The organism is Raineya sp. (assembly GCF_053497555.1).
In genome coordinates this window covers 1-18827 of the sequence record NZ_JBRCWE010000010.1, presented here as the reverse complement: position 1 = coordinate 18827, position 18827 = coordinate 1, and the positions used below count along the sequence as shown (strand labels likewise).

17 protein-coding genes and 1 riboswitch are annotated in these 18827 nt (G+C 38.7%); of the genes, 7 read left to right on the top strand and 10 right to left on the bottom strand.

All coding sequences use genetic code 11. From position 1 onward, the window contains the following. Positions 1-407 (top strand): PD-(D/E)XK nuclease domain-containing protein (locus ACWITO_RS01160; protein WP_448528177.1); only part of this gene is annotated, 407 nt, incomplete at its 5' end. A gap of 53 nt (positions 408-460) precedes the next feature. On the opposite strand, the gene ACWITO_RS01155 is transcribed toward ACWITO_RS01160, so the two are convergent. Both ACWITO_RS01155 and ACWITO_RS01150 read right to left on the bottom strand, forming a co-directional pair. Continuing rightward, a complete protein-coding gene (locus ACWITO_RS01155) occupies positions 461-664 on the bottom strand; it encodes a hypothetical protein (RefSeq protein WP_448528176.1) in 204 nt (67 codons plus the stop codon). Between the two features lie 23 nt (positions 665-687). Further along, the gene (locus ACWITO_RS01150; protein WP_448528175.1) at positions 688-1908 is read right to left on the bottom strand and encodes a DegT/DnrJ/EryC1/StrS family aminotransferase; all 1221 of its coding nucleotides are present in this window, start codon (positions 1906-1908) and stop codon (positions 688-690) included. Between the two features lie 120 nt (positions 1909-2028). On the opposite strand from ACWITO_RS01150, the gene ACWITO_RS01145 reads away from it, so the two are divergent. Continuing rightward, positions 2029-2667 carry an acetyltransferase gene (locus tag ACWITO_RS01145; protein WP_448528174.1) on the top strand — a complete coding sequence of 213 codons (639 nt, stop codon included), beginning with the start codon at positions 2029-2031 and terminating at the stop codon, positions 2665-2667. Positions 2668-2925: 258 nt separating this feature from the next. Continuing rightward, complete coding sequence (locus ACWITO_RS01140) at positions 2926-6171, top strand: hypothetical protein (RefSeq protein WP_448528173.1); 3246 nt, start codon at positions 2926-2928, stop codon at positions 6169-6171. 62 nt (positions 6172-6233) lie between these two features. Here ACWITO_RS01140 and ACWITO_RS01135 read toward each other — a convergent pair whose 3' ends face one another. The 3 genes from ACWITO_RS01135 to ACWITO_RS01125 form a co-directional block, all read right to left on the bottom strand. Further along, positions 6234-6686, bottom strand: a complete 453-nt coding sequence (locus tag ACWITO_RS01135) for a MarR family winged helix-turn-helix transcriptional regulator (RefSeq protein ID WP_448528172.1) — start codon at positions 6684-6686, stop codon at positions 6234-6236. Between the two features lie 6 nt (positions 6687-6692). Further along, on the bottom strand, positions 6693-7223 hold the full coding sequence (locus ACWITO_RS01130) for a YceI family protein (protein ID WP_448528171.1): 531 nt from the start codon (positions 7221-7223) through the stop codon (positions 6693-6695). 167 nt (positions 7224-7390) lie between these two features. Further along, on the bottom strand, positions 7391-8086 hold the full coding sequence (locus tag ACWITO_RS01125) for a YceI family protein (RefSeq protein ID WP_448528170.1): 696 nt from the start codon (positions 8084-8086) through the stop codon (positions 7391-7393). 161 nt (positions 8087-8247) lie between these two features. Between ACWITO_RS01125 and ACWITO_RS01120 the strand changes: the two genes are divergently transcribed. The 3 genes from ACWITO_RS01120 to ACWITO_RS01110 all read left to right on the top strand — a co-directional run bounded on the left by ACWITO_RS01120 (position 8248) and on the right by ACWITO_RS01110 (position 11548). Beyond that, on the top strand, positions 8248-9627 hold the full coding sequence (locus ACWITO_RS01120) for a LutB/LldF family L-lactate oxidation iron-sulfur protein (RefSeq protein WP_448528169.1): 1380 nt from the start codon (positions 8248-8250) through the stop codon (positions 9625-9627). Positions 9628-9795: 168 nt separating this feature from the next. Beyond that, a complete protein-coding gene (gldA, locus tag ACWITO_RS01115) occupies positions 9796-10710 on the top strand; it encodes a gliding motility-associated ABC transporter ATP-binding subunit GldA (RefSeq protein WP_448528168.1) in 915 nt (304 codons plus the stop codon). After that, entirely contained in the window at positions 10676-11548 is an 873-nt protein-coding gene (locus ACWITO_RS01110; protein ID WP_448528167.1) for an alpha/beta hydrolase family protein, read from the top strand. The genes gldA and ACWITO_RS01110 overlap by 35 nt, the downstream gene beginning before the upstream one ends. Before the next feature lie 2 nt (positions 11549-11550). Here ACWITO_RS01110 and ACWITO_RS01105 read toward each other — a convergent pair whose 3' ends face one another. After that, positions 11551-12390 carry a DUF3592 domain-containing protein gene (locus ACWITO_RS01105; RefSeq protein WP_448528166.1) on the bottom strand — a complete coding sequence of 280 codons (840 nt, stop codon included), beginning with the start codon at positions 12388-12390 and terminating at the stop codon, positions 11551-11553. 98 nt (positions 12391-12488) lie between these two features. After that, positions 12489-12585: riboswitch (TPP riboswitch) on the top strand. A gap of 53 nt (positions 12586-12638) precedes the next feature. Here ACWITO_RS01105 and ACWITO_RS01100 point away from each other — a divergent pair. Continuing rightward, on the top strand, positions 12639-14801 hold the full coding sequence (locus tag ACWITO_RS01100; RefSeq protein WP_448528165.1) for a TonB-dependent receptor: 2163 nt from the start codon (positions 12639-12641) through the stop codon (positions 14799-14801). A gap of 59 nt (positions 14802-14860) precedes the next feature. On the opposite strand, the gene gcvH is transcribed toward ACWITO_RS01100, so the two are convergent. From gcvH to rfbB, 4 genes are all read right to left on the bottom strand, one after another. Next, positions 14861-15241, bottom strand: coding sequence for a glycine cleavage system protein GcvH (gene gcvH, locus ACWITO_RS01095; protein WP_448528164.1), 381 nt, complete (start codon positions 15239-15241; stop codon positions 14861-14863). Between the two features lie 10 nt (positions 15242-15251). Next, positions 15252-16202, bottom strand: a complete 951-nt coding sequence (locus tag ACWITO_RS01090; RefSeq protein ID WP_448528163.1) for a ribose-phosphate pyrophosphokinase — start codon at positions 16200-16202, stop codon at positions 15252-15254. Positions 16203-16265: 63 nt separating this feature from the next. Next, entirely contained in the window at positions 16266-17723 is a 1458-nt protein-coding gene (locus ACWITO_RS01085) for an ATP-binding protein (RefSeq protein ID WP_448528162.1), read from the bottom strand. 3 nt (positions 17724-17726) lie between these two features. After that, positions 17727-18788: a dTDP-glucose 4,6-dehydratase gene (rfbB, locus tag ACWITO_RS01080; protein WP_448528161.1), complete on the bottom strand. Its 1062-nt coding sequence runs from the start codon at positions 18786-18788 to the stop codon at positions 17727-17729. Positions 18789-18827: the final 39 nt, after the last annotated feature.

Sequence of the window (18827 nt, the reverse complement as noted above, 5' to 3'; positions counted from 1 at the left end):
GTTATGAGAAGTTTTTTGCTTTGATAGAAAAGCTACTGCAAAATCTTTCCAACCGAGACTATATTCGTTTTGACGAAAAGCACGTCAAAATGGCAATGATAGCGTATTTTAGCCAGACAAATATTTTTTGGGTACAAAGTGAGCGAGAAGTAGCGGGTGGAGGTTATGTGGATATAGAGTTATTTATCCGTCCCAATAACCCCAACACGCATCATCAATTTGCCATTGAATTGAAGTATTTGAAAAAAGAGCAAGAAAATCTGCTTGCAAGCACAATGCAAGAGGCAAAAGAGCAAATTTTAAGTTATTACCAAAAGGATACGCTTTTGCACAGCAAAAAAATGCTGAATTTGCTGGCAGTGGTAGTGGTGAAGGATAAGGTATTGGTAGAAAGGGTGAAGTTTTGATTTATACAGAAAAAGAAAAGCCTTGTAGTTGTTACAAGGCTTTTGGGTGTTCGTTAAGGCTCTTCTTCAATAGTTTCAGAGGTTTTTTTGGGTTCTTCTTCGCTATTGCTTACAGAAGCCGAGTCAGACTTAATAAGGCTTTGCTTTTGCGTAGTCTCTGTTTTGTTTTCCTTGAGTTCCTGCTTTTGGGCTGTGTTTTTTCTATCACAGGCAACCAGTGTTAGCCCTAAAAGCAAGTATGCAAATAATTGTTTCATACATACCAAGGTTTGGTAAAAAACTATCCTACTTTGCTTTGAGCAAGCACTTTTTGCATAGCTTTTTCTATGCGTGTGCAAAGTGTTTGCAATTGTTCTTCTGTCCAAGCTACTTTTACCACTAATGAAATCAGTCGGCTGATAAGATTGTTGGATTGAGGAATTTGCAGATTTTCGTAATCTTGGGGCGTGCCTAATAAGTGTGCAACTGTTTTCATTGGTGTTTTCAAACCTCTGACGTGTTCCCAATTGCGAATGTAATGGTATTGGTTATCCCACCAATATTGAATGCCTGTTAGCTCGCCGACACCCTCTTCGCGAAGAGCTTGCAAAACTTTGCGAGTAGTTGCTTCATCAGGTAAAAAGAAATCCATAAAAGTAGCGGCATCACCTTCGGGGTCGGGGATATGTCGGAAGCTAACTACATCAAATTTGGCAAGTGTTTCTTGCAGAGCTTTTTTATGTTTGCGTTGCTGGCTCAGAATGTAGTTAATTTTCCGAATTTGAGCCAAACCAATAGCGGCGTTGATTTCACCAATACGATAATTGAAGCCTACAATGGGGTGTTTTTCCATTCCACGATTGTCGCCGATATGGTCGTGTCCGTGGTCGGAGAATTGCTCAGCCAAATGGTACAAGTTTTCATCATTGGTGATAACGGCTCCGCCTTCGCCACAAGTGATAATTTTGAAGAAATCAAAAGAAAAACAACCCATTTCGCCGAAAGTTCCTGCGGCTTTGCCTTTGTAGCTTGCTCCAAGGGCTTGGGCGGTATCCTCAATGAGCAAAAGATTATGCTTTTTGCAGATTTGCATAATTTCCTCAATTTTAGCCATACTGCCGCACATATGTACTACTATGACCGCCTTGGTTTTGGGAGTAATGGCTTTACGAATACCTTCGGGAGAAAGACAAAGGGTTTCATCTATTTCAGCGAATACGGGCAAGGCTCCCCCCAATAAAGCCCCTTCAACGGTGGCTACATACGTGAAAGGAGGAACAATCACTTCGTCGCCTGCACCAATGCCACAAGCCGCCATAGCGGTAGCCACAGCAGTAGAGCCACTCGAAACACAATGAGCGTACTTGGCTCCTGTGAATTTGGCGATTTCGGCTTCAAATTCTTTTGCTTTCCAGTGTCCGTTGCGTAAGTTGTCGTGATTGTAGCGAAACAAAATCCCTGTTTCCAATACATCATTGATTTCTTTGCGTTCTTCTGCTCCAAATAGTTCGGTTCCAGGCATAAAATCATTTTTTTGGTGAATTCAAATGCAAATAAAAGGCTTTTTGATGAGTTTTGAAAATATTTTTTTGGCAAATATTGAAATTTCCTACTTTTGCACTCAAATTATCATTTGGAAGCTATGGATAATCCCGTAATTATTTTAGGAGCAAAAAATTTAGGAATAGTTGCTTTGGAAATTTTTCAGAGCCATAAAATAGATGTGTATTGCTTTCTTGATGATGACGAAAAACTGCACGGCACCGAAATTAACTTTGTGAGCGTACTCGGAAGCACTGATGATGATGGTTTCTTGAAACTGATAGGTAAAAAATGCGAAGCCTTCGTAGCCACTGATGACAACAAACTTCGCAAAAAACTGGTAGAAATGCTTATTGAGCGGCGAAAAGTAATGCCGACCAATGCCATTCACGCAGAGGCTTTTCTTTCCAGCAACTTGGCTATGGGACACGGCAACCTTATTGATGCCAAAGCCGTACTAAATGCAGGGGTACAAATAGGAAGCCACAATATTATTCGTGCAGGGGCAATCCTTGACTACAATGCCAAAATTGCTGATTTTGTTCAGATTGGAACAGGTAGTATCATAGGCGATAATGTAACCATAGAAGAAGGTGCTTTTGTAGGAGCAGGAGCTACAATTGTTTCAGGAGTGAAAGTAGGAAAAAATGCACGTATAGGAGCAGGTTCGGTGGTTGTGCAAAATGTAGAAGCAGGAGAAACAGTATTTGGTAACCCTGCCCAAAAAGTGAAAATGTAATCATAACCAATCAGCTACATAGCCCTTAAAAAAGTTCCTGTCAAGTAATAGGTTCGTTCATACAGACAAACAAGCGATGATGCCGCTTGTATCCCGAAAATACCTCCAATTTTATTTTACAAGTCAATTTTCAAGGCTATTTATTGCTTTTGCGAAAAAAGACGAAAAAGCTGTCGGAAAAAGACAGCTTTTTTGTAACACACCAAAACATTTTTAGCAGGAAAGTAGTTATCGTTTTGGGATAATCTTTTTACACCTATGCTAAAAAAAATTCTTATCTCCGCTGCCGTGATAGTGCTATTACTGATTTTGGCAATAGCAGGCTTGACTTGGTATCTGTATAATAACCAAAACGTGATTGCTAGATACGTTCTTGCTGAACTGAACGATATGCAAAAAGGTTATACCAAATTGCAAAATGTAAAAATTGACCCTATTTCCAACTTCCCTTATATTTCTGTGGATTTGAAGGGCTTGGCTTTTTACGCCTCCGAAAAGGATACGCTTCGCCCTATTTACCGATTTGATGATGTTTATCTCGGCTTTGACTACACCGATATTGTAGCAGGCAAATATAAAATCAAGAAAATCAAAATACAGGGAGGTGAGTTGCACCTTGAAAAATATGAAGATGGCTCTATCAACCTACTACTTGCCAAAAGTTTGAAGCAAAAAGCCGAAGAAGCCGAAAAAAACCAAAAAAATAAACTTGCTTTCAAGCTAAAACAAATTGTTCTCAAAGATTTTACAATCACCAAGAAAGATTACCAAACCAATCAGTTCGTTCATTTACATTTTAGTAAGGTCAGTTCTACTTTCAAATTAGATGAAACTGAATTACACAACCACCTTGAAACCAATTTTGAGCTTGTACAACTCAAAATTCACGATTCTATTTGGTTTGAAAACAAGCACGTGCATTGGGAAACAGATATAGACTATCATTTTGCCAAAGAGTTTCTGACCATTCGCCCCAGCAATTTTGAAATAGAAGAGGGAGCGTTTCAGGTACAAGGTTCGGTAGATTTGGCAAAAAATGCTTTTCTCAATTTGGAAGTTTCGGGTAGAAAGCCCGATTTCAAACTGATTACTTCTTTTGCCCCGCAAGGTGTATATGAAAAACTTAAAAGTTATCAAAACAAAGGCGATGTCTATTTCAAGGGCAAAATTGTAGGGGAAGCTATTGGGAATGTGCCTAAAATTGATTTAGAATTTGGTTGCCAAAATGCAGATTTCATTAACCCTAAACAAAAAAATAGTATCCGTAATCTGAATTTCACGGGCTATTTTACCAACGGAGCAAAGAGAGATTTATCAACTTGCGAGCTTTACATCAAAAGTTTGAGCGGAAACCCCGAAGAAAGTGTTTTCAAGGGCAGTTTTCATATCAAAAATTTTGAAAATCCCTTTGTTTCTTTGGATTTTCATTCCAAATTAAATTTGGCAACTCTACAAAATTTCTTTGAAATTGAGGCTCTGAAAGGTTTGAGCGGTTGGCTTACGATTGATATGACTTTGGACGAACTAATGGACTACAACGATACGCCTACGGCTCTTGGCAAGCTCAAAGATGGCACCGATAGCCGATTGCTCTTTCAGAATGTCCGCTTTCAATCGCCCAAGTTGCCTTATCCTTTGCTTTTTGATGGAAAAATGGAAATTGTAGATGGCAAGCTCTTGCTTCAAGAATTTTTAGCCAAACTTGGAAAATCCGATTTCCGCTTGCAAGGTGAAATTACCAATCTTGCCAAACTTTTTCATAAACAGAAAGGCGAAACCATTTCTGCCGAACTCAAAGGAAGCTCAGAGTTTATTAGTTTCAAAGAAATTATGAGCTTTGATAAAACACTTTCCGAAAAGCAAGATGAGGAAATCAAAGACCTTCGCTATCATTTACGTTTCAAAACTACCACAGACGAAATTTTACACGCCAAGGGTATTCCGAAAGGTGAATTTTGGATAGATGAATTTTTTGCCAAATTCAAAAACTATCCTCATCACTTTCACGATTGGCACATAGATTTGGTAATTGATGAAGAGAAAATCAAGTTCAAGCAGTTTGAAGGGGCAGTAGATAAAACCGATTTCAAAGTATCGGGCTATCTGAAAAATTACAATGCCCTGCTTGATTCCAGTAAAGTAGAAGAAGAGTTTGAACTCACAATGGCTTTGCAATCGGAGCATTTGAATCTTGATGATGTATTTGTGTATAAAGACAAAAACTATGTACCCGCCGAATATCAGCACGAAACCATAGATAAATTGCGTTGGGATTTTACACTGAATATGCCTGCCAAAAATGCCCTCAAAGGAGATTTCCTGACAAACACACGCTTGAATTTGAGAAAGTTTGATGGTATTTTTAAGGTGCATAATTACGGCATTCGCAATATCACTGCTGAGTTGCTGATGCAAAATGGCGGACTTTCGCTTAAAAACTTCAAAGGATTGCTTGGAAAAACAGATTTCAATATCAATGCAGAAATTGAAAGTCTTTCTAAAATAATGGCTGGCAACTTTAAGGGGAAAAAGCTGGTGCAAATTGTAGCCAATCAAATCAATGTAAATGAGCTAATGAAAAATACGAATTTGGAGCAAGAACACGATACTATCAAAACTACCGAAGAGCATAGCAAGGCTTTCAATATTTTTGATTTACCATTTCCAAATTTAGAATTGCAAGCCGATATTGGCGATTTGCGTTATGGAAGGTATCATTTACAAAAACTCAAAGCCGCTGTGCGTATTCAATCTGACCATTTTGTATATGTAGATAAACTTCAAACCTACACGGCAGGTGGATTTTTAGATATAAAAGGCTATTTCAACGCTTCAAACCCAAAGAAAATCTATTTTGCCAGCACTATCAAGGTAGAAAATATGGATTTGGATAAGATTTTCTACAAAATGGATAATTTCGGTCAAGATTACTTAGTCAATGAGAATATTCACGGCAAAGTTACAGGCACAATTACTTCCAAAGTGCTAATGCACCCCGACTTAGTACCCAATTTGCGAGATACGGAAGCCCATATTGAGGCAACTATCCGAGAGGGCAGACTGACCAACTTCGCTCCTTTCAAGATGATGGATAAATTTATGGCAGGAAAGGATTTAGAAAATGTACGCTTTGGCGAAATGCAAAATGTTTTTGATATAAAAAATGGTGAAATTACTATTCCCCGTATGGAAATTAGCTCTACTTTGGGCTATATGAAAATTTCGGGTAAGCAAAATTTTGATAACGACTTAAAAATGAGTTATTTGCTTGAAATACCCTCTTTTGTCATAAAAGAGGCTTTGTGGAACTATTTGTTCAAAAAGCGTAGAGAGCGTAAAAACCGAGATTTTGCTCAAAAACAAGAGCAAGGTGAAGAAGAGGAAATCATTTCATCAGAAACACGCCAAAGCAAGCGTTTGGCAAATATTCTCATAGAAGGTACTCCCGAAAAATTTGATTTTGACTTTAAGGGCTTTAAGCGAAACACAGACAAACGAGAGTAGCTTCCAAGTACAAAGGCTTCAAGGGTTTGATGTTTGAAGTTTTATAGAGCTATTGCAAAAATTCACTCATTACGCAAGAGATTGAGTAAATGATTTAAGGTTTGCAATTCTGCCTCGTTCAAAGCATTGCAAATGTTATCCATTTCAGAGGCGTGCTTATCCATTGTAGCAAGTAGTTCTACTCCTTTGGGGGTAATGGTAATATCTACACTGCGGCGGTCGTTGGGGCATTCTTTGCGTTTGAGCAAGCCTTTCTTATAGAGTTTATCTACAATTCGGGAAGCATCGGGCATTTTATCAAGCATACGCTCTTTGATGTATTTCAAAGAAACAGGCTTTCCGCCTGCTCCTCTGACAATACGCAAAATATTATATTGTTGCATAGTGATTTGGTATGGCTTGATATGCTCTTGTACTTTGTTTTCTATGAATTTAGCAGTGTAAAGGATATTTACCAAAGCCTTGTGCTGTTCGTTGCGAAAGCGACTTTGGATAGCTTCTTCAATGGTTTTCATTCGTTTTTAGTTACTTCTGACAAATTCTCCTGAAAAATTTAATTTAATTTCATTGCCCACGAGCCACGCTCCATTATCTAAAAGTTGGTTCCAGGTTAGTCCGAAGGAAGTACGGCGAATAAGTGTTTTGGCTTTGAAGCCTGCTTTTACGTTTCCCCAAGGGTCGCGGGCTTGCCCTGTGTATTCTACTTCCAAAATAACAGGCAAAGTTCTTCCTTTGATAGTTAAATTACCTGTAACCTGAAATTTGCGGTCGGCTACTTTGTTGAAGCCACTACTGATAAATTTTATACTTGGAAACTTTTCAGCATCTAAAAAATCAGGTGAAATGAGGTGCTGGTCGCGTTGTTCGTTATTGGTATAAACCGAATTGGCTTTGATTTCAGCAACCACCTTCGCATCTGAAAAATCTAAATGTGTAGTGCGAATAGTAATATCAAATTCTTTCATAAAGCCTACTACCTCTGCAATAATCATATGAGGTACTGCAAAAGTGAGATTTGAATGTAGCAGGTCGGATTTCCAGATGTATTCCATAAGCGTAACAATTTTTTAACATAACCAAACGCTAAACTAATTATTTGGAGCGTGGTTTGCAAGAAATGTTAGCTTAAAATTTGAAAAAAATTCTGAAAATCTTGAATAAAGCGACAACATACGGATAGTGATGTTGTCGCTTGTGTTTTATTTTGCTGTGAATATCGTTATTGTGCTACACCCGCCGAAATCTTAAAGCCCATATGCACGGTATTGCTGATGAGTTTATCGGTAATACCCCATTCCATACCCCAATCTTTGCGATTGATATTGAATTTGGCTTCGGCTTCCAATTTATTAGCTTCCAATTTCACTGCCGCTGGGAAAGTAATAGATTTGGTTACACCTTTCATTGTCAGGTTGCCTGTAATGCTATGCGTGGGGTTTTCCAAAGTGTATTCTTTGTCTTTTTCACTCACTTTTTGGGTAGTATCGGCTTTGTAAGGCTCTACGGAAACTACTTCAAAAGTTGCAGTAGGGAACTTTTCTGCATCTAAGAAATCACCACTTTTAAGATGACCTGTAAGTTTAGCATTTTCTTTGCTATCTGCGGGCAAATCTAATACTTTCAGGGTATTGATGTCAATGACAAATTTACCACCTACAATCTTGCCTTCTTTTACGGAAATAGAACCTTCTGAAAGGTTAAAAGTACCATTGTGCTTATCGGTGGGTTTTGTACCTACCCAAGTAACTATACTATTAGCCAAATCTACTTTCAGGGTTTGGGCATCAGCAGATTTGGTGCTATCTACTTTTTGGGCTTCGCCTGTTTTGGCTTCATCACTTTTGGGAGCAGATTCGCAAGAAGCGAAAAGAATTGCCCCTGATAAGAAAATTCCAAGAATTTCTAAACTTTTCATTGCTGTAAGAGGTTTTAATGAAAAAACTAAAATTTTCTCGCAAATATATGTGATAACTTTTAATGTTGCAACATTTTTTGAAAAAATCTTATCCTAATTTCTAAACAAACAAAGCAAATTTTTACTTTCTTTGTGAGATTTTTGCGAAAGCGTACAAAACAATGAACCCTACGGCAGAAAAGTTTTTACAAGATGCTGAACAAAAAGCCTTTGACTTAAAGCATAGGCAAACCATCAATCATAACATCAGCAAATACGATAATGCTGTTCGGCAAGGCTTGCAGCAATACCATAACCACGATTTAGCTCGTGAACGTGCATCGTATCTGAAAACGGAAACTATCAATCATTTGGCAGAATTGCTTCTGGATTTTGAAGAGCATTTTACCAAGCGTGGCGGCAAGGTGATTTGGGCGGAAAATGCCGAATCGGCACTGGCAAGTATTGAAAAAATTTGCAAAAAATATCAAGCCAAATCCGTAGTAAAATCTAAATCAATGACTACGGAGGAAATTCATTTGAACGAATTTCTGGAAAAAAAGGTCATTGAACCCATTGAAACTGATTTAGGAGAGTTTATTGTGCAACTGGCAGGGCAAAAGCCTTATCATATCGTAACACCTGCTATGCACCTTTCCAAAAAAGATATTGCTGATATTTTTGTTGAAAAATTGCGTATCAAACCCACTGATGATGCCCAAGAACTCACACTTACGGCTCGCCGTATCTTGCGAGAAAAATATTTAGAGGCAGAAATTGGCATCACGGGCGGGAATTTTCTGATAGCTGACGTAGGGGCTGTGGCAATTACCGAAAACGAAGGCAATGCCCGTATGGCAACCACTTTCCCCAAAGTGCATATAGCTATTGTAGGCATTGAAAAGGTTATTCCCAAACTGGAACACTTGGATTTGTTTTGGCATTTATTAGCTACAAGTGGCACAGGGCAAAAGATTACGGTCTATAATTCAATCTTTTTCGGTCCCCGACAGGCTGAAGAATTAGACGGACCCGATGAAATGTATGTAATACTCTTGGATAATGGTAGAACCCGCTTGCTTGCTGATACCGAGAAACGCGAGGCTTTGAATTGTATCCGTTGTGGTGCTTGCCTGAATGCTTGCCCTGTGTATAAAAACATTGGAGGGCATACCTACAATACTACTTATAGTGGTCCTATTGGTTCGGTGATTACGCCTCATCTTGCAGGATTGAAAGAATATAAGCATTTGAGCTTTGCCAGTTCACTTTGTGGGGCGTGTAGCTCGGTATGCCCTGTAAAAATTCCTATTCACAACTTGCTTTTGCTCAATCGTAGGCAGAGCGTAGAGGAAAAACAAACTACCTTTGCAGAGCGTTTAGGGTTTAAGTTTTGGAAAAAAGCAATGTTGAGCCGAAAAATAATGGATTTTTTTTCAGGAAAAACAAAAAACAAATGGCTCACAAAACTTTTTGGCAAAACTTGGGGCAAACGCCGCACAATGCCTAAAATTGCTGATAAATCTTTTGCAAAAGAGTGGGAGGAAAAAATGAAGGTGTGAAACTTGGTTTCAAAAGTTGGTAAGTTTGAAGTTCAAAAAAAGGTCAAATTTCAAACCTTGAACCTTGTAAAATTGATTTCATAAATTTTGGATAAGTTTCATAACACAACTTTGAGCAAATTTCAAATTTTTCTAATAGCTGAAAATCTAATTTCTAAATTCTAAACAATGATTGCTGTCAAAAATCTTACAAAAATATACGGAAAACAAAGGGCAGTTGATAACATCAGTTTTGTAGCTGAAAGTGGTAAAATTACGGGTTTTTTGGGTCCGAATGGTGCGGGCAAATCTACAACAATGAAAATTGCCACAGGGTATCTGAAAGCTACTTCGGGCACAGTAGAAGTGGCAGGTTTTGATATTGCTACCCAAACCCAAGAAGCACAAAAATCTTTGGGATATTTGCCCGAACATAACCCATTGTATTTGGATATGTATGTGCGTGAATATTTGAGCTTTATGGGGAAAATTTACAAAGTGGCTCATTTAGAAAATCGTATCAAAGAGGTAATTGAAATGTGCGGTTTGGAGCGTGAGGCTCATAAAAAAGTGGGTATGCTTTCCAAAGGGTATCGGCAAAGAGTGGGTTTGGCACAGGCTTTGATACACAATCCTTCGGTGATGATTCTTGATGAACCCACCACAGGTTTAGACCCTAACCAAATCATTGAAATTCGGAATCTTATTAAGCAAATAGCCCAAGAAAAAACCATTTTGCTTTCTACGCATATTATGCAAGAAGTGCAGGCTATTTGCGATAAAGTCGTAATTATTCATTTAGGAAAAATTGTAGCCGATGCTCCCGTGAGCGAAATTACAAAGCTATCTCAAACGGAGCGAATTTTGAAAGTAGAATTTGCAGAAAAGATTGACGAAAATATTATTGCGAAAAACTTTGAAAAAATCTTGCAAATTCAGCATATTGCGGGCAACTTGTGGGAAATCCGAACCCCCACCGATATAGACTTGCGAGCTGATTTGTTCCAACTTGCCAAAATGCAGAATTGGACTATCTTGGAAATCAAACAAGAGGAAAAAAATATTGAAAATGTATTCAGAGAACTTACAAGAACCGCTATTTAAGCAAGAAATTCAAATTACTTCCAACAAACACAATCGTCCTATTGGTTTGGATATTCGGCTTATTTTTGATGATATTCCCAAACCGCTTATTCTTTTTATTCACGGATTCAAGGGCTTCAAAGATTGGGGGCATTTCAATATGATTGCCGAACATTTTGCTCAAAGAGGTTTTATTTTTGCTAAAATCAATCTTTCGCACAACGGAACTACCCCCACACATAAAAAAGAATTTGTAGATTTAGAGGCTTTTGGCAGAGAAACCTATACCAAAGATTTAGACGATATTACGGCTGTTTTGGATTATTTCTTTTCTGAGGATTATTTGTTCAAAAGAATTACACTGCTGGATAAGTTGTTTGTAATAGGACACAGCAGAGGAGGGGCACTAGCACTGCTCAAAGCCGCCGAAGATAGCCGTATCCGAAAGGTTGTTACTTGGGCTTCTATTGCCAACACTAAATTTTTATTTACCCCCGAACGCATTGCCGAAATTGAAAAAAATGGAGTAATTTACGTTGAAAACGCTCGTACCAAGCAAGAAATGCCTATTTACAGAGAAGTTTATGAAGATTTGCTAAAAAACTGGGTGCATTACGATTTGGAAAAACAAGTGCCCAAAATTCAAGTGCCTATTCTCATTATTCACGGAAAGGCAGATACTTCTGTTTCGGTAGAAAATGCCCGAAAATTGCAGTCTTGGTCAAAAAACGCAGAAATGATACTCTTGGAAAATGCAGACCACACTTTTGGGGGGAAAGAACCCTACACTGATGCTCTGCTTCCTATACATACCGAAGAGGTAATTGACGAAACTATCAAATTTTTGCAAAGCGATTAGCACTACGAAAAAGCCCACCAGTACGCAAGCAAACAAGCCGCAGGAATAAGCAAGTAAAAGCCCGCAGGAAATAAGCTGTATGGGGTTAGTATATCACCTTTTTCAGAAATTTCTGGATTTCCGGGTAAAGAACTAACTATCAGTGCCTTTTCAGGTTCTTGGGGTAAAAATAACACTTTCTGAGGCTTATCATCCCAAAATTTATGAATTTGGTGTGTGTTTAGATGTGTTTTGTAGGTTTTTCCTGCACTCATCAACTCAAAAAACATTTTCATAACTCTTTGCTTATTGATAGTGGTATTGGTTGGTTCCATTCCAACCAGCAAAGCCTCGCCTAATACCCCTTCTTTTAAGATACGAATTTTGGTGAAAACTTTGGGTATAGCAATAGCCAACACCGAACCGCCAATAAGTGGAAAAATAGCAATAAAAATGAGAAAAAAGGGGGAAAAATGCTTCTGACGTAAATTTACAATGCGTGAGTAAGTTGGTTTATTACTTTTATAAACGACGGTGGCGGTATCGCCTTCTCGGTAATCGGAGGAAAACCCATACGAAATACCCTCATACTCTTTGCCATCTACTTGAAACTTGTAGTGATACGCATAAATACGTGCTCTATTTTCTTGGGCATTAGCATATTCTATCTTAAAGATAACCGCTTGGGCTTGAGGGCTATCTTTGGATAATACCAAGCTACTAAAATCGGAGAGCGAAGCAAAAACACAAAAGATGATACTGCCAATCGTAAAGAATATCCAACCAAACAATAACAAAAAGTCGCTCTCAAAAAACATTCTGATAAGCAAAGGCAAAGGAATATGACGAGTACGTTGGAACAAAGTGGGTAAAATTTTTCTGTAATCTCGGAATTATTTATCAAAAATAAAAATTTTTCTTGCTTTTTAAGCATAACTTTACATAACTTTGCTCACAAATTTTTCCGAAACAGGGGTGCCTTAATACAACGGGCTGAGAACATACCCTTTGAACCTGATGCAGATAATGCTGCCGCAGGGAGTTAAGGTAAGAAGCAGGTGGAGCTACCCCCTTGAAGCTCCTTTTGTTTCACTTTCAAATCATATCACCAATGAAACGCCACATTTTGAGCCTTTCAGCAGGCTTGCTTGTGCCTTGTTTGGCTTTCGCACAAGCAAGCACAGACTCTTTGCTTCAAGACAAAGAAATTGAAGCCGTAACCATTACAGGTATTCCGTACATTACTGAGCTTACACGCTCAACACTCAAAAAAACAGAACTGCAAAAACGCAATTACGGGCAAGATATGCCTTTTTTACTCAACTTTACCCCTTCGGTGGTGGTTACTTCCGATGCGGGGGCGGGTGTAGGCTATACGGGCATACGCGTAAGAGGTTCTGATGCCACTCGTATCAATACCACAATCAATGGAATTCCGCTCAATGATGCCGAATCACAAGGCGTTTTTTGGGTAAATTTACCTGATTTAGCCTCTTCGGCTACTTCTGTTAGTCTGCAAAGAGGTGTAGGAACTTCCACCAATGGAGCAGGGGCTTTTGGGGCAAGTCTGAATATTCAAACCTTTGATAAACCCGCCGATGAGCCTTCTGCCGAACTCAACCACTCTTGGGGGAGTTTCAATACTTGGAAACATACCTTGCAAGCCACCACAGGAAAAATGAAAAATGGCTTTGTGGTAGATGCTCGCCTTTCTAAAATTACTTCCGATGGCTTCATAGATAGGGCTTTTTCTGACCTTTTGGGTGTATATCTTTCGGGAGGTTATTATGGTAAAAAAACAACTCTCCGACTGCTCACTTTGCAAGGCAGAGAGCGTACCTATCAGGCTTGGTATGGCATTAGGGAAGATATTTTGAAGGAAAACAGACGTTTCAATTTTTATACCTACGATAACCAGGTAGATAATTACAACCAAAATCACTATCAAGCTATTCTTGACCACCAAATTTCTGAAAAACTCAAACTCAATGTTTCACTGTTTTATGTGAGAGGTTTTGGGTATTATGAAGAATTCAGAGAAAAAGATAGGTTTTCAAGGTACGCTCTGCCCGATATAGTTATTGGTTCGGATACTATCAAAGAAAGCAATATCATTCGCCGCCGTTGGCTGGATAATCATTTCTACGGAAGTGTTTATTCTTTGGATTATACGCATAAAACTTGGAATTTTATTTGGGGAGGTGGTTGGAACAGATACGAAGGCAAACATTTTGGGGAAATTATTTGGGCTGAATTTGCTCAAAATGCTCCTATCCGTTATCGCTATTACGACAACGATGCTATCAAGGTTGATTTTAACCAATTCTTAAAAATTGCTAATGAATGGAATTTGCCAAATGGCAAACTATCAGCTTTTGCCGATATGCAGTATCGTTACATTGGTTACAACTTTTTAGGTTTTGACCAAAATCTGCAAAGTACCCAACAAGACGCAGAATTTCATTTTTTCAATCCCAAGGCAGGGCTTGATTATGCTTGGCAAAAACACAGAATTTATGCCTTGTGGGGGATAGCTCACCGAGAACCCAACCGCAATGATTTTGTGGAATCTACGCCTACGAGTCGCCCCAAAGCCGAAAGACTTAACAATGTAGAACTGGGCTATCAGATTGCTTGGAAAAAAGCAAATTTCAAAATCAATGGCTTTTTAATGGATTATACCAACGAACTTATCCTGACAGGTAAAGTAAATGACGTAGGAGCATACATTCGTACCAATGTACCTCGCAGTCGTAGAATAGGGTTAGAATTAGAGAGCAATATACAATTAACGTCTAAAATCACTTGGCAAGCCAATTTGACTTTGAGCCAAAACAAAATTCCCGAATTTACGGAATTTGTTGATGATTTTGATAATGGCACGCAAGAGGCTTACACGTATCAGAATGTAGATTTAGCTTTCTCGCCTCGCCTGATAGCGGCTCAACAAATTACTTTTAAGCCTTTTAATGAATGGGAGATAAGTTTGCTTACCAAATACGTAGGCAAGCAGTATTTGGATAATACGCAAAATGAAAACCGCAAATTAGAGGCTTTTTGGGTAAATGATTTGCGTTTTGCCTACACTTTTACACCTAACAAAGGGGTGAAATCTTTACAAATAGGACTTTTGATAAATAATGTTTTCAATGAGTTGTATGAACCCAATGGCTATACATTTAGCTATATTGTGGGTGGGCAAAGATTTTGGGAAAATTACTATTACCCGCAGGCAGGAACTAATTTTCTGCTAAATGTAGGATTGAAATTTTAATGGCAAAGTCTCAAAAAAGTCAAACGACCACACTTGTTGAGTTGTGGTCGTTTTCTTTTTTACAGCCCTAACATTGCTTTATAGGCTTCGGCATCCATTAGATTATTCATTTCGCCGAGGTCTTTGGGTTTGATTTTTATCATCCAGCCTTTGCCATAAGGGTCTGAATTGACAAGTTCGGGGCTTGAAGAAAGAGTATCATTAAACTCTACAATTTCGCCGCCTATGGGCATAAAAAGGTCAGAAACGGTTTTTACGGCTTCTACGGTACCAAAAACGGCATTGGCGTCCAAGGTTTGTCCTACGCTGGTAATATCTACATACACAATATCACCGAGTTCTTTTTGGGCGTGGTCGCTGATGCCAATATAGGCAAACTCACCTTCAAGGCGTACCCATTCGTGTTCTTTGGAGTATTTGAGGTTACTTGGAAAGTTCATAAGGCTTCATTTATATTTTTTGTGGAACAATAAACAGCGAACTGATAGATTCGTATTCGTGTACGCTACGGATAGCTTTGGCAAAAAGCGGAGCAACACTCAACACCCTAATTTTGGCACACTCACGTTTGAGCGGAATGGTATCAGAAACAATTACTTCCTCTAATACCGAATTTTCAATATTTTCGTAGGCTTTTCCCGAAAGAACAGGGTGGGTGCAGACAGCCCGCACTGTTCGGGCACCTTTTTCTTTGATGATTTGTGCGGCTTTGGTAATTGTACCGCCTGTATCAATAATATCGTCAATAATTACCACATCAGCACCTTCTACATCACCAATAATTTGCATAGAAGCAACTTCGTTGGCACGTCTGCGATGCTTATCGCATACTACCATATCGGCGGCGAAAATAGTAGCAAAAGCCCTGGCTCTGCCTACGCCACCTACATCGGGGGCGGCGAAAACAAGTTTGGGCAAATTGAGGCTTTGCAGATAAGGAGCAAAAACCACTTGTCCGTCAAGATGATCCACAGGAAAATCAAAAAAACCTTGAATTTGTCCAGCGTGCAAATCGCAGGTGATAAGCCTATCTGCACCAGCGGCAGAGAGCAGATTGGCAACCAATTTGGCGGCAATGGCTACACGAGGTTTATCTTTTCTATCTTGGCGAGCATAGCCAAAATAAGGCATTACGACAGTTACGTATTGAGCCGAGGCACGTCTTGCCGCATCTATCATTAAGAGCAGTTCCATTAGGTTATCGGCAGGGGGGAAGGTTGATTGTATCAGAAACACATTGCAACCCCGCACCGATTCAGTAAAGCTCGGACTAATCTCCCCATCACTAAATCTTTGAATAGCTATTTCGCCCAAATCTTTACCATATTCTAATGCAATTTTTTCAGCCAAATAGCGTGAGGCTGTACCTGAAAAAAGTTTTACAAACGCTGGATTTGCCATAAAGATTTTTTTGCAAACTTACAATTCTTTTTGGAAAACCTTTGGGGAAATTTACAATTTTTTTCAAAGTAACATAAACCAACTAAATGGTACTACCATCGTATTTTCCCTGATTTGTGGCTCTTTGAATTTTTCTGTAACAAGGAGATTGTAACGGCTGTTTATCTCTGTTTTTTTGAGTTGTTGAATATTTTTTTTGTGCGTACCAATTTCTAAAATAATAGGCTTCTCTTGCGTTTCTATGATTATGTCGGGGTTTGCTTCCTTGCTGGCTGAATGAAAAGAAATGATAAGTTCGGGCAAAATTCTTTTCAGATACATCACTACTGTGTCTTCTAAAAGTTTGCTTTGGAAATGCTCGGGTAAATTTTCTCCGTAAATGGTAGTGAGTAAAGCCCTACGTAACGAAGGCGACATAAAAAATGCTTTACGATTTTTGAGTATCCTTCCTTCAAAACTTGTGTAAGGGGGTAAAATATGTAATATTTCGGCATTGGCTAAAAAAGTTAGCAAATTGCTGATTTCTAATTGTTTAACCCCAATTGTTTTGGAAAGGCTATCGGGATTTATTTCGTCAGAACCTGCTAAGCGTAGTAGTAATTTTTCTGCGTTATGTAAATTCAGCAGATTTGTTTTATCTCCTACTAATTGGGGAATATCCTCGTACATTACTCTTTTGAGCATTTCAAGGATAGCATCGGTGATAGCCGATGGCTCTTGATACATCAAAAAACTTGGAATATTCTGATATTGAATATAGCCTTCTTTCAACGCAACTAAATCCCATTTATTCTCGTCAATTTTTTGAAAGTAATTGGAAACATCTGTTTGAATATTTTGCAATTTTGTATAGGCTTCTCCTGCTTCATTGCTGAAAAATAGTGCCTCTTTGAGCTTTTGGGTTAAGTTTTTTTCAGGCAGGATAGTTTCCGAAGAAAATAGGAATGTTTTGGCTGTTACAAATTCGGTAAAATGGAATGGATAAATTTTTTCTATTTTCATTCTTCGGGCTAAATCGGCAGTATTTTTGAGCAGTAGGGCAGATGAGCCTGTACAAAGAATAAAGGCAGAACGGGCTTCATCATAAAGAATTTTGAGTGTTGAAGCCCACTTTTCATCTTCTTGAATTTCATCAAAAAGAAAAACAATAGGTTCTAAAAACTGATTAAAACTTTTTTGCAGGATACTTTTCTGAAACTCTTGCAGGGCTTGTAGCAAACTGATACCCAGACTTTTGAGAATATTGACGTTGAAAAAGAAAATCTTGGGGCAATGATGTTGATAAATGAAATCGGCTATTTGCCAGAGTAGGGTAGTTTTTCCTGTACCTCGCAGTCCTACGAGGCTAATCATACGAGGTTCGGCTCCTTGGCTGAAAAAATCTTTTGCATATTTTTTCAGTAAAACAAAAGCCATACGTTTAGGATAAGCCTTCTGTATGATAGGGTGTTTTAAGCGGCTTTCTAAACCTTGTAGGTTGATAGCGGTATTTTGTAAAAAATAGTGTAGCTCTTCACGCATAATCTATCTATGAGCATACTGCTCGGTATAGTATTTCTGGTACTCTCCCGAAGTTACCTGATGTAGCCAAGCCTCATTTGCCAGATACCAGTCTATGGTCTTTTCCAGACCTTCTTCAAATTGCAGAGTAGGTTTCCAGCCAAGCTCATTCATAATTTTAGAGGCATCAATGGCGTAGCGAAGGTCGTGTCCTGCACGGTCGGTTACGAATGTAATAAGTTTTTCACTTTCCCCTTCAGCTCTACCGAGCTTTTTGTCCATAATTTTACAAAGCAAACGCACTACATCAATATTTTTCCATTCATTGAAGCCGCCAATGTTGTAGGTTTCGCCAATTTTACCTTTATGAAAAACTAAATCTATGGCTTGGGCGTGGTCAATTACATAGAGCCAGTCGCGTACATTTTCACCTTTTCCGTAGATAGGTAAGGGTTTGTAGTGGCGAATGTTGTTGATGCACAAAGGGATAAGTTTTTCAGGGAACTGATTGGGTCCGTAGTTGTTGGAGCAATTGGAAATAAGAACAGGGATTTTATAGGTATTGTGGTAGGCTCTTACGAAGTGGTCGGAACTGGCTTTGGAAGCTGAATAAGGTGATTTGGGGTCGTAGGGCGTATTTTCTGTGAAAAATTCATCAGGGTTATGCAATGAGCCATATACTTCATCAGTAGAAACGTGGTAAAAAATATGTTCGTCTAAATTTTCTTTCCAAGCGTTTTTGGCAACATTTAGCAAATTGACCGTTCCAATAACGTTGGTCATTACAAACTGAATAGGATTGAGTATAGACCTATCTACGTGAGATTCTGCCGCCAAATGTATTACCCCTTTGAAATCGTGTAGGGCAAAGAGTTTTTCTAAAAAATCAAGGTCGCAAATATCTCCTTTTACAAAGGTGTAGTTAGGTTCATTTTCAATATCTTGCAAATTCATCAAGTTGCCCGCATACGTGAGTGCATCAAGGTTGTAGATGTGGTAGTTGGGATACTTCTTTACAAAAAGACGTACCACGTGAGAGCCAATAAAACCAGCACCGCCAGTAATTAGAATTTTCGCCTGCGACATAAAAGTTTAAGGGTTCAAAGGTTCAAGGGTTCAAAGGTT

Bases quoted from the DNA above. Each gene is read 5' to 3' on its own strand.
- ACWITO_RS01150 (WP_448528175.1), bottom strand. From the start codon at position 1,908: ATGCCTGGAACCGAACTATTTGGAGCAGAAGAACGCAAAGAAATCAAT.
- ACWITO_RS01110 (WP_448528167.1), top strand. From the start codon at position 10,676: ATGTATTCAGAGAACTTACAAGAACCGCTATTTAAGCAAGAAATTCAA.
- rfbB (WP_448528161.1), bottom strand. From the start codon at position 18,788: ATGTCGCAGGCGAAAATTCTAATTACTGGCGGTGCTGGTTTTATTGGC.
- gldA (WP_448528168.1), top strand. From the start codon at position 9,796: ATGATTGCTGTCAAAAATCTTACAAAAATATACGGAAAACAAAGGGCA.
- ACWITO_RS01145 (WP_448528174.1), top strand. From the start codon at position 2,029: ATGGATAATCCCGTAATTATTTTAGGAGCAAAAAATTTAGGAATAGTT.
- ACWITO_RS01130 (WP_448528171.1), bottom strand. From the start codon at position 7,223: ATGGAATACATCTGGAAATCCGACCTGCTACATTCAAATCTCACTTTT.
- ACWITO_RS01120 (WP_448528169.1), top strand. From the start codon at position 8,248: ATGAACCCTACGGCAGAAAAGTTTTTACAAGATGCTGAACAAAAAGCC.
- ACWITO_RS01100 (WP_448528165.1), top strand. From the start codon at position 12,639: ATGAAACGCCACATTTTGAGCCTTTCAGCAGGCTTGCTTGTGCCTTGT.
- gcvH (WP_448528164.1), bottom strand. From the start codon at position 15,241: ATGAACTTTCCAAGTAACCTCAAATACTCCAAAGAACACGAATGGGTA.
- ACWITO_RS01140 (WP_448528173.1), top strand. From the start codon at position 2,926: ATGCTAAAAAAAATTCTTATCTCCGCTGCCGTGATAGTGCTATTACTG.
- ACWITO_RS01155 (WP_448528176.1), bottom strand. From the start codon at position 664: ATGAAACAATTATTTGCATACTTGCTTTTAGGGCTAACACTGGTTGCC.
- ACWITO_RS01135 (WP_448528172.1), bottom strand. From the start codon at position 6,686: ATGAAAACCATTGAAGAAGCTATCCAAAGTCGCTTTCGCAACGAACAG.
- ACWITO_RS01125 (WP_448528170.1), bottom strand. From the start codon at position 8,086: ATGAAAAGTTTAGAAATTCTTGGAATTTTCTTATCAGGGGCAATTCTT.
- ACWITO_RS01085 (WP_448528162.1), bottom strand. From the start codon at position 17,723: ATGCGTGAAGAGCTACACTATTTTTTACAAAATACCGCTATCAACCTA.
- ACWITO_RS01090 (WP_448528163.1), bottom strand. From the start codon at position 16,202: ATGGCAAATCCAGCGTTTGTAAAACTTTTTTCAGGTACAGCCTCACGC.